The sequence below is a fragment of the Streptomyces sp. NBC_01334 genome, assembly GCF_035983595.1.
Lineage (GTDB): Bacteria > Actinomycetota > Actinomycetes > Streptomycetales > Streptomycetaceae > Streptomyces > Streptomyces coriariae.
Genome location: NZ_CP130718.1, coordinates 9,264,553 through 9,278,123, shown reverse-complemented (window position 1 = coordinate 9,278,123; position 13,571 = coordinate 9,264,553). Strand labels below are relative to the sequence as shown.

Here is a 13,571-nt window from a genome sequence, read left to right as displayed (position 1 = left end):
CGCGGCACCGGCTTCAGCCGTCAGGCGACGCCCGCCAGTCGCAGCAGCAACGGCTTGACCTCCGTGGCGGCGAGAGAACCGGCGACCTCACCGGGGCGTGAACACAGCAGGACGGGCCCCTCCTCGGCACGCTGCGGCAGCCTGCCGTGGCTGCCCCGAACAGGTGACGGATCGAGGGGCACCACCGCCATGCGGTAGCGCAGGCCGAGCTTCTTGCGGGCCAGCGCACCCGCCGCCTTGACCTTCACATAGGGGTCGAGGGGATCCATGAACAGCTCGGCCGGGTCGTAGCCGGGCTTGCGGTGGATCTCCACCAGCTGCGCGAAGTCGGGCGCGCGGGCGTCGTCGAGCCAGTAGTAGTACGTGAACCAGGCGTCCGGCTCCGCCACGGCGACGAGTTCACCGGAGCGCGGGTGGTCGAGACCGTGCTTCTTCTTGCCCTCGTCGCCGAGGAGTTCACCGACACCGGGCAGTTCCTCCAGCACCTCCCGCACGCGGGGCAGGTCCTCGGGCCGGCGCACGTAGACGTGGGCGAGCTGGTGATCGGCCACGGCGAAGGCACGGGACGCCATCGGGTCGAGGTACTCCATGCCGTCCTGGGTGTGCACCTCGAGCAGGCCCGCGCGGCGCAGGGCGCGGTTGATGTCGACGGGCCTGCTCACCCGGGTGATGCCGTACTCGGACAGCACGACGACCGTACGGCCCTCCGCCGCGGCTTCCTCCAGCAGCGGGGCCAGTTCGGTGTCGAGGTCGGCGGCGGCCTGCAGCGAGCGTGGGTCGCGGGGGCCGAAGCGCTGGAGGTCGTAGTCCAGGTGGGGCACGTAGCACAGGGTCAGGTCGGGACGGCGGGTGCGGTTGAGGTGCCGGGCCGCGCCGATGATCCAGGCGCTGGACGGCAAGCCGGCGCCCGGTCCCCAGAAGTGGAAGAGGGGGAAGGTGCCGAGCTTCTCGGTGAGTTCGTCGTGCAGGGACGCCGGGCGGGTGTAGCAGTCGGGTTCCTTGCGGCCGTCGGCGTAGTAGACCGGACGGGGGGTGACGGTGTAGTCGGTGTCGGCGCCCATGGCGTACCACCAGCAGACGTTGGCGACCGTGTACCCGGGATACGCCCGCCGGGCGGCGTCCCACAGCTTGTCACCGGCCACGAGACCATTGTGCTGACGCCACAGCAGGACGTCGCCGAGCTCGCGGAAGTACCAGCCGTTGCCGACGATGCCGTGCTCCGCGGGGAGCGTGCCGGTGAGGAAGGTGGACTGCGCGGCACAGGTGACAGCCGGCAGCACCGTGCCCAGCTCGGCCTGCGAACCGCGGCCGGCCAGTGTCTTGAGATGGGGCATGTGGTCCAGGAGCGCGGGGGTCAGGCCCACCACATCCAGGACGAGCAGGGGGGTGGGGCTGGTGGTCACTGCTGCTCCTTGAGTCCGAGGTCGGCCAGCAGGTCGGCCGCGAGGCTGAGTTCGGCGGCGATGCCGTCGGCGAGGGCGGCGTCGGTGGTGGGGCGGGAGCGGGCGGGCAGGGCCTGCCAGGTGTAGGTCTCGACCTCGAGGTGGCGGGTACGCGGGTGCGGGCCGCCGAGCAGGACGCTCAGGGTGTCGCGCAGCACGTCCAGGGTGGAGGTCAGCGGTGGAGCGGGGGGTGCGTGCAGCGGGACGTGGAAGTGGGCGCGCCAGGGCACGATGTCCGGCAGCGCGCCCTCGGTCAGCGCCTGGCCGAGGTCGTCGGTGCCGTGCAGGGTCCCGAGGACGCGGGCCCGGGTCTGGTGCAGGAAGCGCGGTTCGTCGAAGGCGGCGAGCGCCGCGCGTACGGCCGGATCGCGGGGGTCGGCGGCATGCAGGGCCGCGGACAGCTGGGTCTTGAACACCGTGATGCCGGCCCGGTCCAGGGCGGCCAGCGCGTCGACGGGCTCCTCGAAGCCGGTGGCGAGGTGGCAGGTGTCCAGGCACAGGCCGATGCGGTGGGCGGGCAGCGCGGCGAGCGGGGCGAGCGCGTCGGCGGTGGACTCCACCACACAGCCCGGTTCCGGTTCCAGGGCGACACGGATCTGGCGCCCGGTGGCTTCGTACAGCTCGTCCAGGCGGCCGGCGAGTTCGTTCAGCGCGGTGTGGGCGCGGTGTGCGGCGCTTTCGTCGTAGGCGGTGCGCCAGGCCAGCGGGAGGGTGGAGATGGTGCCCTCGGTGACGTCGTCGGGCAGCAGGGCGGCCAGCAGCCGGGCCAGGTCGGTGGTGTACGCGAGCCGCTCCGGGTCGCTCCAGTCGGGCCGGTAGACGCGGTACTTGACCTCCTCCGCGCCGAAGCCCTCGTAGGGGAAACCGTTGAGGGTGACCACTTCCAGGCCGCGCCGGTCGAGTTCGGCTCGCAGCCTGCCCGGTGCGGCCGGGTCCGCGGTGAGGGCGCGGACCGCGTCGCGGGCCAACCACAGGCCTGTGCCCAGGCGTTCGACACCCAGCCGACGGCGTACCGGTTCGCAGTGGGCGCCGAGCTGGGCGATGACCCCGTCGAGGGTTTCGGCGGGGTGGACGTTGGTGCAGTAGGCGAGGTGGACGGTCGAGCCGTCGGGGTGGCTGAAGCGCACGGGTCACTCTCCGCCGCGGAGCAGGGAGTTGCCCTCGTGCAGGGCCGCGGGTTCGGCGGGCTCGAGGACGAGGCGGCCGCTGAGCCCGTAGAACGCGACGGGGTTGCGCCACAGCACCTGGTCCACGTCGTCCTCGCCGAAGCCCGCGGCGAGCATCGCGTCGGCGACCTTACGGGTCTTCAGCGGGTCGCTGTTGCCCCAGTCCGCGGCGGAGTTGACCAGCACCCGGTCGAGTCCGTACTCGTCGAGGACGGCGACCATGCGGTGCTCGTCCATCTTGGTGTCCGGGTACACGGAGAAGCCCAGCCAGGCGCCGGAGTCCTTGGCCTCCTTCACGGTCGTCTCGTTGAGGTGGTCGAGCAGCACCCGCTCGGCGGGCAGGCGGGACTCCGCCACGGCGTCCAGGGTGCGGCGCAGTCCGGCGAGCTTGTCGCGGTGCGGGGTGTGCACCATTGCGGGCAGGCCGTGTTCGGCGGCGAGTTCGAGCTGGGCGGCGAGGGCGGAGTCCTCGGCCGCCGTCATCGAGTCGTAGCCGATCTCACCGACCGCCACGACGCCGTCCTTGACGAGGTAGCGCGGCAGCTCCTCCAGGACGGGCAGGCAGCGCGGGTCGTTGGCCTCCTTGGGGTTGAGCGCGATGGTGCAGTGGTGGGCGATGCCGTACTGGGCGGCGCGGAAGGGTTCGAAGCCCAGCAGCGCGTCGAAGTAGTCGAGGAAGCTCTCCGGCGAGGTGCGCGGCTGGCCGAGCCAGAAGGAGGGCTCGACCACGGCACGCACCCCGGCCTCGTGCATCGCCCGGTAGTCGTCGGTGGTGCGCGAGGTCATGTGGATGTGCGGGTCGAAGATGCGCATCAGGCTTCCTTGGCGGCGAGGGCGAGAGCGAGGGCGTGGTGCAGGTCGTCGGGGACGGGCCGGGCGGCGGCGGTGCGCTCCGCGGCGAAGTCGGCGAGCATGCGGGCGAGTTCGCCGTCACCGCGGGCGCGGTCGGCGAGCCCGGCTACGGCGGCCAGCGGTACCTGGGTGAACAGGCACTTCAGTACGGCGTGCCGCCAGGCGTGGGCGGGCAGGTGGGCGGCGGCGTAGGGGCCGACGGCCGCCGCCACGAGCCGGGTGTCGTTGGCGCGCAGCGCGTCCTCGACCAGCGCCACACCCTGACCGGGTGTGAGGGGCAGGTACGGCAGGGCGAGCAGGACGGCGCGGCGTTCGGCGCCGCTGCCGTGGTCGTAGAGGCGGGCCACGGCGGCCGCGCCCGGGCGGGCGGTGCGCAGCAGCAGCACCCGGGCCGCCTCCGCGGCCTCCGGGCCGGCACCCACCCGGCCGGCCGCGGCGAACCGCAGCTCCCACGCGGGTACTCCCCGGGGCGACGTGGCGTCCCGGGCGGGAGGCACGGCGTTTCCGGCGAAGGGCTCGGGGGGCGGGGCGTCGGGGGACGCGGTGTCCCTCGCGGGAGGCTCGGCGAGGTCCTGGTCGGGGGGCGCGGCGGCACGTGCGTCGGCGAGCGCGCCGTCGAGCCAGGCGGCAGCCTCGGAGCCGAGGCGGGCGGACAGTTCCTCTCGGATGGCCGACATGCGGGTTTCCTTAAGCGGACGGCGGCGGGGACACGGTACGGAGCGCGGCGGAAGCCGGACCGGGAGCAGCGCCCGCGGCCGGACGCGCGGCGGACGACGGTGCGGCGGACGTGCCGGGCGGCGCGGTGGAGGTCCGTCCAACAGCAGTGTGATGGAACGGAGTTGGGCCGACTGCCGCGAGTACAGGGGCGGCGTTGTCGGCGAAGAGCGCGGCGGGCGTCGGGCCGGTGGGGGTCGGGCCGGTGGGGGTCGGGCCGACGGCGGGATGCCGGTTCTCGAGTGCGGCGAGCCGGTTGCGGAGGAACTCCATGGAGGAGCGTGCGAGTTCGGGGCCGGCGTGGGAGTGGCGGGGCAGTTCGACCACGGTCAGCCCTTGGTATCCGGTGGCGTCCAGCGCGGTCAGGACGGGCGGGAAGTCGATCTCGCCGTCGCCGAAGGGCAGGTGTTCGTGGACTCCACGGCGCATGTCCTCGATCTGCACGTGCCGCAGCCAGGGTCCCGCCGCGGTGACACAGTCCGCCGGCGGCAGCGGCTCCAGGCACTGGCAGTGGCCGATGTCGAGCGTGAGACCGAGCAGCGGATGGTCGTCGAGCTGCCCGCGCAGCCGGTGGAAACCGGCGAGTGTCTCCAGCAGGTGACCGGGCTCCGGCTCGATCGCCAGCGGAACTCCCGCCTGCGCCGCGGCGTCGAGGACCGGGGTCAGGGAAGCGCCGAGCAGTTCCCAGGCCGCGTCCTCGCCCGTGCCCGCGGGACGGACACCGCTGAAACAGTGCACCGCGTGAGCGCCGAGGTCCGCGGCGACCTGCACGGCGGTGACCAGCAGCGCGCTCCGCTCGGCCCGCCCCTCGGGCTCCGCGTCCAGCAGGGTGGGACCGTGCTTGCGGCGCGGGTCGAGGACGTAGCGGCCGCCGGTCTCGACCGTGACGGACAGGCCGAGCGCGCCGAGCCGGTCGGCGACCCGCGCGACGCGCCCGGCCAGGCCGGGGCCCAGCGGGTCGAGGTGCATGTGGTCCAGCGTCAGCCCGACGCCGTCGTAGCCGAGTTCCGCCAATACACCCAGGGCGTCATCGAGCCGCAGATCGGTCAGGCCGTTCGTGCCGTAGCCCAGACGGACACTCATGTGGGGCTCACCTTCCTGGCCAGCCGGCGTGCCACGGGAGCGAGCCCGGCGAGCAGCGCGGCGGAGACGGGCGCACCCGAGCGTGCCGCGAGAGCCGCCTGGAGCGGGATCAGCGCCCGGATACCGCCGCCCACGGCCCGCTGGGTCAGCGGCGGCGACGGATTGAGCACGGCATGCACCAAGGGCCGTCCGGCCGTGACCACATAGCCACCGGCCAGCACCGCCCTGCCGAGTCCGCCCGGCGTGCCCAGCGCACCGGGCACACCGAGTTCACCGGCGCGCCCGCTCCGCCGCCACCGGGCGGCCGGGCCCGTCCGACCATCGGCGCCGACCAGGGCGCCGAGGACGGCCGTCACACCGAGCGCGGCGAGCGGCCCGCCCCGCGCACCGCCCCGCGTCTCGGCCCGCGACACAGTGGTGAGCGCATAGGTGTGCGCGCTGAGCACGGCAGCGGGCAGCAGCGCTCGGCGCACCGCCCCGGCGGTACCACCCGCCGATGGGCCCGCCCCAGCGCCCGAGGAGGATCCTGCCGGGGGGTGCGCGGCTGACGGCCACTGCCGGGCCGTGCGCGGTCCGACGGTGGCCACGGCGCCCATGAGCAGGTCCAGTCCGCGGGCCGAGGCCATCGCCGCCGGGCCCGCCGCGGTGTGCTTCAGCCGCAGGTCGTAGGCCCACACGGTGCCCGCGAGAGCCGTCGCGCACCATCCGGTGGGCCGGCCCGCGGCGAAACCCAGACCCAGGCCCGCGCCCGTCAGCACGGCGGCCGCCGCCAGCGCCTGCCCGGGAGCGATACGGCCCGAGGGAACAGGCCGGTGAGGACGCTCGGCGGCGTCCTCGTCCCGGTCGGCCCAGTCGTTGAGCGCCATCCCCGCCTCGTACAGGCACAGCGAGGCACCGACGGCCAGGGCGGTGGCGGCACCCGGACGCCGACCGCTCGCCGCAGCCCCCGCCAGCGCGTCCCCGGGAACGGTGAACAGCGCCGAGACCCGCAGCAGTTCGGCCCAGTCACGCAGCTCGCTCATCGGCCGCACGCCAGCCGTGCGGCGAACGCGACCAGGGCGTCGTACTGCTCGGCCAGCGCCGCGGAGCCGCCGTCGGGATCCTTGAAGTAGAACCCCAGTTCCGCGAGACCCCCGGCGATCCCCACTTCCTGGGCGCGGGCGGTCAGCCGGGCCAGGTCGAGCACGAGCGGTGCGGCCAGCGCGGAGTCGCAGCCCTGCCAGATCGTCTGGAGGACCATCCGCGAGCCGAGGAACCCCTCGAAGGCCACATGGTCCCAGGCCGTCTTCCACTCGCCCAGGGCGGGCACCTCGTCGATGTGCACCTCACCCTCGGGCAGCGCGCCCAGGTTGTCCTCGAGGACCCGGTTCTTGCCGGCGTTCTTCGCCGCGGCCGCCGCCGGATCGGCCAGCGCCGCGCCGTCGCCGCCGCCCAGCAGGTTCGTCCCCGACCAGGCCCGCACGCCCAGGGCACGCTGGCGGAACATCGGCGCCAGCACCGCCCGCAACAAGGTCTGCCCGGTCTTGCCGTCCCGGCCCGCCCACGGCACGCCCGCCCGCCCGCGCAACTCCTCCAGCGCCGGATGACCCACTCCCGCCGAGGGGGTGAAATTCACGTACGCACAACCCGCCCGCAACGCCGCCGCGGCATACAGCGAGCTCGCCGGCAACCGCCCGTCCGCAACCGGGACCGGCTCGGTGGAAGCGACGTTGACCACCACCGTCCGCGCCAGCCCCCGGCGCCGGGTGAAGCCCTCGATGTCCGCGGCGAACGCCGCTGTCAGCTCCTCGTCGCTGCGGTCGTCACCCGCCGCCGGTCCTCCCGGCAGGATCTCCTCGTCGGCCGCGGCGAGTTCACCACGCACCGCGCGCACCAGCCCGTAGGGCAGCACGCCCTGCTCCCCCAGCACCTCGGCACGCTTGACCAACGGCCAGTCCACGGTGTCATGCCCGCCGAACACCAGAGACGACAGCGCGGGCAGCCCCGCAGCGGCGAACTCCTCGGTCTCCGTGACCAACCCTGTCGCCGGATAGAACCCCGCCACCAGCCCGGCACACCCCGCGACCACCGTCGTGGCGACCGACCCACGCGCCCCGACCAACCAGACACCCGTACCTCCCACCCCACCGCCGACAGCAGCGGCACCAGCAGCGGGCGACTCGGCGAACTCAGACACGACAACCTCCCGAAACTACGTCAGCGACGACAAACGAAAACCACCCGAGACACAGACCACGCAGCACTCTCGGCACGCCGCCACGCAAAGGAGGCGACCGGGAGTTGGAGAATGAGTTCGCGAGCGGATGGGACGACGGCAGGAACGTGACGCCGGTCGATCAGGGAACCCGGACCCTGATCGACCAGAGACGACCTGCACCTCCTGAAAGCCATTCGGAAACGCCACCATTTCCGGCGGCACATCACAGACGGACTCCACGCCGTCCCCCGTGCCGGAATACGTGGCATTTCCCGGCATGCTAGACCGCGTGCCTTACGGAACACAGGGCTCGGCCCGCTCACCCCGGGCCTTCGTGGACCAGCTCTCCAGGAGAACTCAAGTCCGCCCGGCAGTCCGCCGACGGCCGGGCGACGCCTGAACCCGTGGCGACCTGACACGACGGCAGCAGCCCGAAGGGCGAGCGTTTTCCGGCCTCGCACAGCCCGGACGGGCAGCCGCCCCGCCCGCAACCGGGCCGCGGCGGCCCCGCGACGAGGGGGGTCCGCACCACGACAGCAGGCCGGACTCCCCCATTCCGCCGCCATGGCCGGAAAGGACCGACAGCGTCAGCCCCCATCCGCCCGACCCACGTCCGCACACATCACCAGCTCGCACAAGCCACGCCGGGCTTCGGTCCGGTTCCCTTTCACGGCCCGTACCGGAATAGCGCTGGAGAACCACTCGGCGACCGCCACGCAACACACAAACGGTACGGAGGGATAATGCACACAGGAGTTCCGGGTGCACTCGACGCCGAATTCAGGGGAAAGGAATTCCTCCGCACCCCATGACACCAGGTCGGCTAAACGCCACCGGACACACCCGCGGCCGGGCCTCGGTCACGGCGTGGACCGCAGCTGCGGGTGCTGCGTCGTGATCCCCGAAGGCTGGAGCAGCGGCGGAGGTTCGGGGCCGGGGTCCTCGGTGACGACGACGCCCGCGGCCGCGTGGTCGAATCCGGCCGGCCAGCGCGTGTGCTCGCTGGCCAACGCACCGGTGAGACGGGCCTGGTACAGGTCGGCCGTGCTCAGGTCGGAGCCACGCAGGTCGGCCAGGCGCAGGTCGGCGCGGCGGAAGACAGCGCCCCCCGCATCGGCCTTGCGCACGTTCGCCTCGCGCAGATCGGCCTCGCTGAAGTCCGCGTCACGCAAGTCCGTCTGGACGAGCCGTGCGCCCCGCAGGTCGGCCTGCACACAGCGGGCCCGGCGCAGGATCGCCGTCTTGAGGTCGGCGTGCCGCAGGTTGACAGCGACGAGGGACGCCTGGGTCAGGTTGGCGTGGTAAAGACCTGCCGCCTCCATACAGGATCGGTCGAGGTTGACCTCGTGCAGCCACAACCCGTCGCAGTCTGCCCGGCGCAGGTCCGTGACACCGAGATTGACCCAGGACTGCTCCCGGGGTTGCAGCAACAGCACGCCGAGCCCGGTCAGCGCCACCTGGGCGTCGGGGGCTCGGACCTCCAGCGGCACGACGTCGTTGATGGGGACGTCCGTCGCCGGAGCCTCCGGCCCGGCGGGCGGCCAGGGCAGGTGTGTACGCAGGTAGGCGGCCTGGATGGAGATGACGGCCTCGCGGTCGCGGGCGGAGTGCTCCGCGATCCGCCACAGCGCGTGGAGTCCGCCGATGCGCGTCTCCAGCTTGTCACTGCCGAGTTGATCGACGGCCGTGCTGAACCGGTCGGTGACATAGCCCTCCTGGGTGGCGCGCAAGCCGTCCTGGCTGACGCGCAGTTGCCGCCAGGTGGCGTACGCGCCGAACAGCACGACCACGCCGCCGACGGCCTGGAGGAGGGTCGTCCGGACGTCGTTCACCGCTTTCAGCCGGTCCTGCGGGGCGACCGTCGCCCCGGCGAGGTCGTGGTCGACCACCACACCCGGCAGGAGGACGAGCACCGCGCCGAGAACGGCCAGCCCCGCCGCCCCTGCCAGCACAGCCGCGGTCACCCGATGCCTGACCAGCCTGGCGGGCCACGACCTGCGCCCACGGTCCGGCTCCCCCGTCTCCATGGGCATGGAAGCCTAGGCGCAGCCCAGAAAACGATCAAGAGGCACCGTTCGGGCGTATCGGCTTCGACGCACGCCCTGCGGGACGAACGGTGGCTTCGGTCCGTCCTTGTGAAGGACATCGGATTCTCTGGCGCGCGGTCGATACGATCACGGGATGACTGCCGACTCGCGCATCGAGCAAGCCGAACTCCTCTACGAACGTGCCGTGTTCGGCGGCGACAGCAGTGCGCTGGCGTCCGCGGACCGGAGTCTCGACGCGGTCGAGGCGGACCTCGCGCTGGCTCGCGCCAAGGTGATCCACGCCCGGTTCCTGGAGGAACGGGTCGAGGACGTGCGGGAGCTCGAACTCTTCGAGCGGGCGGCGGAGTTGTACGGACGGCTCGGTGACGTGCGGGGCGAGGGGGAAGCCCTGTTCTGGGTGGGCACCTTCCACCAAGTGGTCCGCGACGACACCGACGCCGCCGTGCCCGCCTTCGAACGAGCCCTCGACCTCGCCACCCGGGCCGGCGACCGGCTGACGACGTCCTACGCGTTGCGGCACCTCGGCTTCGCCGACCACATGGCCGGCCGCCTGGACGAGGCTCGTGCGCACTTCGAGGAGTCCACCCGTCTGCGCCGGGAGCTGGGCTTCCTGCCGGGGGTGGCGGCGAACCTGATCGGGCTGGCCTTCCTGGCCGCCCAGCAGGACCGGCGCGATGACGCGGCGGCCCTGCTCGAGGAAGCGACGGAGTTGGCCGAGAGCACCGACTCCCACGGCGTGCTGCGTTGGGTGGCGGGAGCGCGCGAGGAGCTCGGCCTGCCGCGAGGCGCACGCTGACGACGCGTACGCAACGAGGCGTGGCACGACTCGCTCGGCCTCGTCGCAACGGCGTACGCCCACCGGGGGCGTCCCGAGCCGACACGGCAAGTCGCTGAATCGACAATCGAGTTCACAGTGATCCGCTGAAATCACGGCACGAAGGGTGTTGGCCGACTCGTTCGGGCGTCTATCATCCCTGCTTGCCGAAGAGTCGACCAATGTTCGATATCACGAACAGCATGATCACCTGTGCGGGTGAGCCGTCCGCACCGGAACCGGAGTCCGCGTCTGCTCCGGGCGTGCCGCGCCGCGGTGCGCTCCTCCCCGACGACGACACCGACAGAGCCGCTACGTCCAGCCCAGCAGGGAGCGCTGATCCGGCATGTCCTGGCTCCATCACCTACGCAGCGGTGAGCATCGGGCGGTACGAACCGGCAACACCGTGATCACGACCAGGACTCACCGGACTCGGGAGAGTCCGGGCGCTCGGGCGCGAACCGGCTAGGACCTCTCCGGGCGACCATGTCACCGCCCCCGCGCCCGGGTCGAGGACCTCCGCCCCGAGAACCACCGACCCGAGAACGCCGTCGAGGCCCTGTCCATCGGGCAGCACCTCGAAGGCTGCGGACGCCCGCCTCCCGCGCGGACGCCCCGCCCCGGGCGACGATCGGCGGCCGGACTCCGACGGGCGCCGGTCCACGCGCACCCCGCGGGGTTCACCCACGTCACCACCCGGCGGCGCGAAGCGCCGGCCCTCCCCCTCCCCCCCCATCCCCGCTCCTCCGATCAAGGAACAGGTGGAACGATGTCCTCCTCACTCAGCAGACGGCGCCTCCTGCAAGCTGCCGGAGTCACGCTCGCCGCCTCCGCGGCAGGCCCCCTCGTCGGCGCCTCTCCCGCCCGGGCGGCCGTCCCTCCCGCCCGTGCCGACATCGGGGTCTCCGCGTACTCCTTCGACTTCGGCCAGGTGCGGCTGACCGCGAGCCGGTGGCTGGACAACCAGAACCCGCACAGCCGCCTACCTGCGGTTCGTGGACGTCGACCGGCTGCTGTACACCTTCCGCGCCAACCACAAGCTCTCCACGGCCGGCGCCGCCGCCAACGGCGGCTGGGACGCACCCGACTTCCCCTTCCGCAGCCACGTCCAGGGACACTTCCTCACCGCCTGGGCGCAGCTGTACGCCGTCACCGGGGACTCGGTCGCCCGCAGCAAGGCGGTCTCCATGGTGGCGGAGCTGGCCAAGTGCCAGGCCAACAACAGCGCCGCCGGATTCACCGCCGGCTACCTCTCCGGCTATCCCGAGTCCGACTTCACCGCCCTCGAACAGGGCACCCTGAGCAACGGAAACGTGCCGTACTACACGATCCACAAGACGCTCGCCGGGCTGCTGGACGTGTGGCGCCTGATCGGCAGCACACAGGCCCGGGACGTCCTGCTGGCTCTGGCGGGCTGGGTCGACACCCGGACCGGCCGGCTCACCGGGGCGCAGATGCAGACGATGCTGGGCGTGGAGTTCGGCGGTATGAACGACGTGCTGTGCGACCTCTACCAGCAGACGGGCGACGCCCGGTGGCTCACCGCCGCCCAACGCTTCGACCACGCCGCCGTGTTCGACCCGCTGGCCGCCAACCTGGACCGGTTGAACGGGCTGCACGCCAACACCCAGGTCCCCAAGTGGATCGGCGCCCTGCGCGAGTACAAGGCCACCGGCACCACCCGGTACCGGGACATCGCCACCAACGCGTGGAACATCGCCGTCGGCACCCACACCTACGCCATCGGCGGCAACAGCCAGGCGGAGCACTTCCGTGCGCCGAGCGCGATCGCCGCCTACCTGAAACAGGACACCTGCGAGAGCTGCAACACGTACAACATGCTCAAGCTCACCCGCGACCTGTACGCGCTGACCCCGGACCGGGCCGCGCTGTTCGACTTCTACGAGCAGGCCTGGCTGAACCACATGATCGGCCAGCAGAACCCGGCGGACGCCCACGGCCACGTCACCTATTTCACCCCGCTGAACCCGGGCGGCCGACGCGGTGTGGGCCCGGCCTGGGGCGGCGGCACCTGGAGCACCGACTACGGCACCTTCTGGTGCTGCCAGGGCACCGGCCTGGAGATGCACACCCGGCTGATGGACTCCATCTACTTCCGCAACGACACCACGCTCACCGTGAACCTGTTCGTGCCGTCGGTGCTCACCTGGTCCCAGCGCGGCATCACCGTCACCCAGACCACCTCGTACCCCACCGCCGACACGACGACGCTGACGGTCACCGGCAGCGCCGCCGGAACGTGGGCGATGCGCATCCGCATTCCCGGCTGGACCACCGGAGCCACGGTCAGCGTCAACGGCGTGGCGCAGAACATCGCCACCACCCCCGGCACCTACGCCACCCTGACCCGCACCTGGGCGTCCGGTGACACCGTCACCGTCCGTCTGCCGATGCGGGTCGTCCTGCGGCCCGCGCCCGACAACGCGAACACCGCCGCGGTCACCTACGGGCCGGTCGTGCTGGCCGGCGACTACGGAGACAGCACGCTCAGCACACTCCCGCTGCTCAACACCGCCAGCATCGCGCGCACCAGCAGCACGTCGCTCGCCTTCACCGCGACCGCGGGCGGCTCCGCCGTCGACCTGGGCCCGTTCCACGACGCGCACGGCTTCAACTACACCGTCTACTGGAACACCGGCGGCACCGCCGCCGTACACCTCGTCAACGCGGCCAGCAACCTGGTGCTGGGTGTCCGGGACATGTCCACCGCCGACGGCGGCCTCGCCCTCCAGTGGACCGACAGCGGCACCGCCGATCACGACTGGGAGATGATCGCCGACGGGACGGCGGTCCGCTTCCGGAACGTCAACAGCGGCAAGGTTCTCGGTGTGCTGAACATGTCCACCGCGGACAACGCGAGCGTGCTCCAGTGGACGGACAACGGCACCGCGGACCATCAGTGGACGCTGCTCGACCAGGGCGACGGCACCTACAAGATCCGCAATGTGCACAGCGGCAAACTGCTCGCCATCGCGGGCAACTCCACCGCCGTCGGAGCCTTCGCGGTCCAGGCCCCCGACGACGGCACCGCCGACAACCGGTGGCGCATCGCGAGCGCCTGACCGACGGCCGCAGGTTCCGTGTGGCTGTCCGGCGCCGGCCCGGACAGCCACAGACCACCGGCCACGGCGAGCACCGCTCCTTCTCCTGATTCCGATGCCCTGTTTCCCTGCTCCCTGTTTCCCTGCTTCCTGTTGTCCTGCTTCCTGTTGCCCTGTTGCCCTGTTGCCCTGC

Annotated in this window: 8 protein-coding genes and 2 pseudogenes; 2 read left to right on the top strand and 8 right to left on the bottom strand. The window is 72.3% G+C overall.

All coding sequences use genetic code 11. The features are described 5' to 3' along the window. Nucleotides 1-20 precede the first annotated feature (20 nt). The 8 genes and pseudogenes from OG736_RS41220 to OG736_RS41185 form a co-directional block, all read right to left on the bottom strand. The gene (locus tag OG736_RS41220; RefSeq protein WP_327187013.1) at nucleotides 21-1,403 is read right to left on the bottom strand and encodes an alkaline phosphatase family protein; all 1,383 of its coding nucleotides are present in this window, start codon (nucleotides 1,401-1,403) and stop codon (nucleotides 21-23) included. Continuing rightward, nucleotides 1,400-2,569, bottom strand: a complete 1,170-nt coding sequence (eboE, locus tag OG736_RS41215) for a metabolite traffic protein EboE (RefSeq protein ID WP_327187012.1) — start codon at nucleotides 2,567-2,569, stop codon at nucleotides 1,400-1,402. Before eboE ends, OG736_RS41220 begins: the two co-directional genes overlap by 4 nt. A 3-nt stretch (nucleotides 2,570-2,572) precedes the next feature. After that, nucleotides 2,573-3,421, bottom strand: coding sequence for a TatD family hydrolase (locus tag OG736_RS41210; protein ID WP_327187011.1), 849 nt, complete (start codon nucleotides 3,419-3,421; stop codon nucleotides 2,573-2,575). Next, the gene (locus OG736_RS41205; RefSeq protein ID WP_327187010.1) at nucleotides 3,421-4,137 is read right to left on the bottom strand and encodes an EboA domain-containing protein; all 717 of its coding nucleotides are present in this window, start codon (nucleotides 4,135-4,137) and stop codon (nucleotides 3,421-3,423) included. The genes OG736_RS41210 and OG736_RS41205 overlap by 1 nt, the downstream gene beginning before the upstream one ends. Nucleotides 4,138-4,399: 262 nt before the next feature. Further along, nucleotides 4,400-5,257 (bottom strand): annotated as a pseudogene (locus OG736_RS41200) (sugar phosphate isomerase/epimerase family protein); the annotation flags it as partial. Beyond that, nucleotides 5,254-6,279, bottom strand: a complete 1,026-nt coding sequence (locus OG736_RS41195; RefSeq protein WP_327187008.1) for an SCO3242 family prenyltransferase — start codon at nucleotides 6,277-6,279, stop codon at nucleotides 5,254-5,256. The pseudogene OG736_RS41200 and the gene OG736_RS41195, both read right to left, overlap by 4 nt. After that, nucleotides 6,276-7,379, bottom strand: a complete 1,104-nt coding sequence (locus OG736_RS41190; RefSeq protein ID WP_327187852.1) for an inositol-3-phosphate synthase — start codon at nucleotides 7,377-7,379, stop codon at nucleotides 6,276-6,278. Before OG736_RS41190 ends, OG736_RS41195 begins: the two co-directional genes overlap by 4 nt. Before the next feature lie 935 nt (nucleotides 7,380-8,314). Further along, nucleotides 8,315-9,418 carry a pentapeptide repeat-containing protein gene (locus OG736_RS41185; protein ID WP_327187007.1) on the bottom strand — a complete coding sequence of 368 codons (1,104 nt, stop codon included), beginning with the start codon at nucleotides 9,416-9,418 and terminating at the stop codon, nucleotides 8,315-8,317. 217 nt (nucleotides 9,419-9,635) lie between these two features. Here OG736_RS41185 and OG736_RS41180 point away from each other — a divergent pair, with 217 nt between their 5' ends. Together OG736_RS41180 and OG736_RS41175 are read left to right on the top strand one after the other, a co-directional pair. After that, the gene (locus OG736_RS41180; protein WP_327187006.1) at nucleotides 9,636-10,298 is read left to right on the top strand and encodes a tetratricopeptide repeat protein; all 663 of its coding nucleotides are present in this window, start codon (nucleotides 9,636-9,638) and stop codon (nucleotides 10,296-10,298) included. A 787-nt stretch (nucleotides 10,299-11,085) separates the two neighbouring features. Continuing rightward, nucleotides 11,086-13,399 (top strand): annotated as a pseudogene (locus OG736_RS41175) (beta-L-arabinofuranosidase domain-containing protein). The last annotated feature ends 172 nt before the right edge of the window (nucleotides 13,400-13,571 follow it).

Bases quoted from the DNA above. Each gene is read 5' to 3' on its own strand.
- OG736_RS41180 (WP_327187006.1), top strand. From the start codon at position 9,636: ATGACTGCCGACTCGCGCATCGAGCAAGCCGAACTCCTCTACGAACGT.
- OG736_RS41205 (WP_327187010.1), bottom strand. From the start codon at position 4,137: ATGTCGGCCATCCGAGAGGAACTGTCCGCCCGCCTCGGCTCCGAGGCT.
- OG736_RS41195 (WP_327187008.1), bottom strand. From the start codon at position 6,279: ATGAGCGAGCTGCGTGACTGGGCCGAACTGCTGCGGGTCTCGGCGCTG.
- OG736_RS41210 (WP_327187011.1), bottom strand. From the start codon at position 3,421: ATGCGCATCTTCGACCCGCACATCCACATGACCTCGCGCACCACCGAC.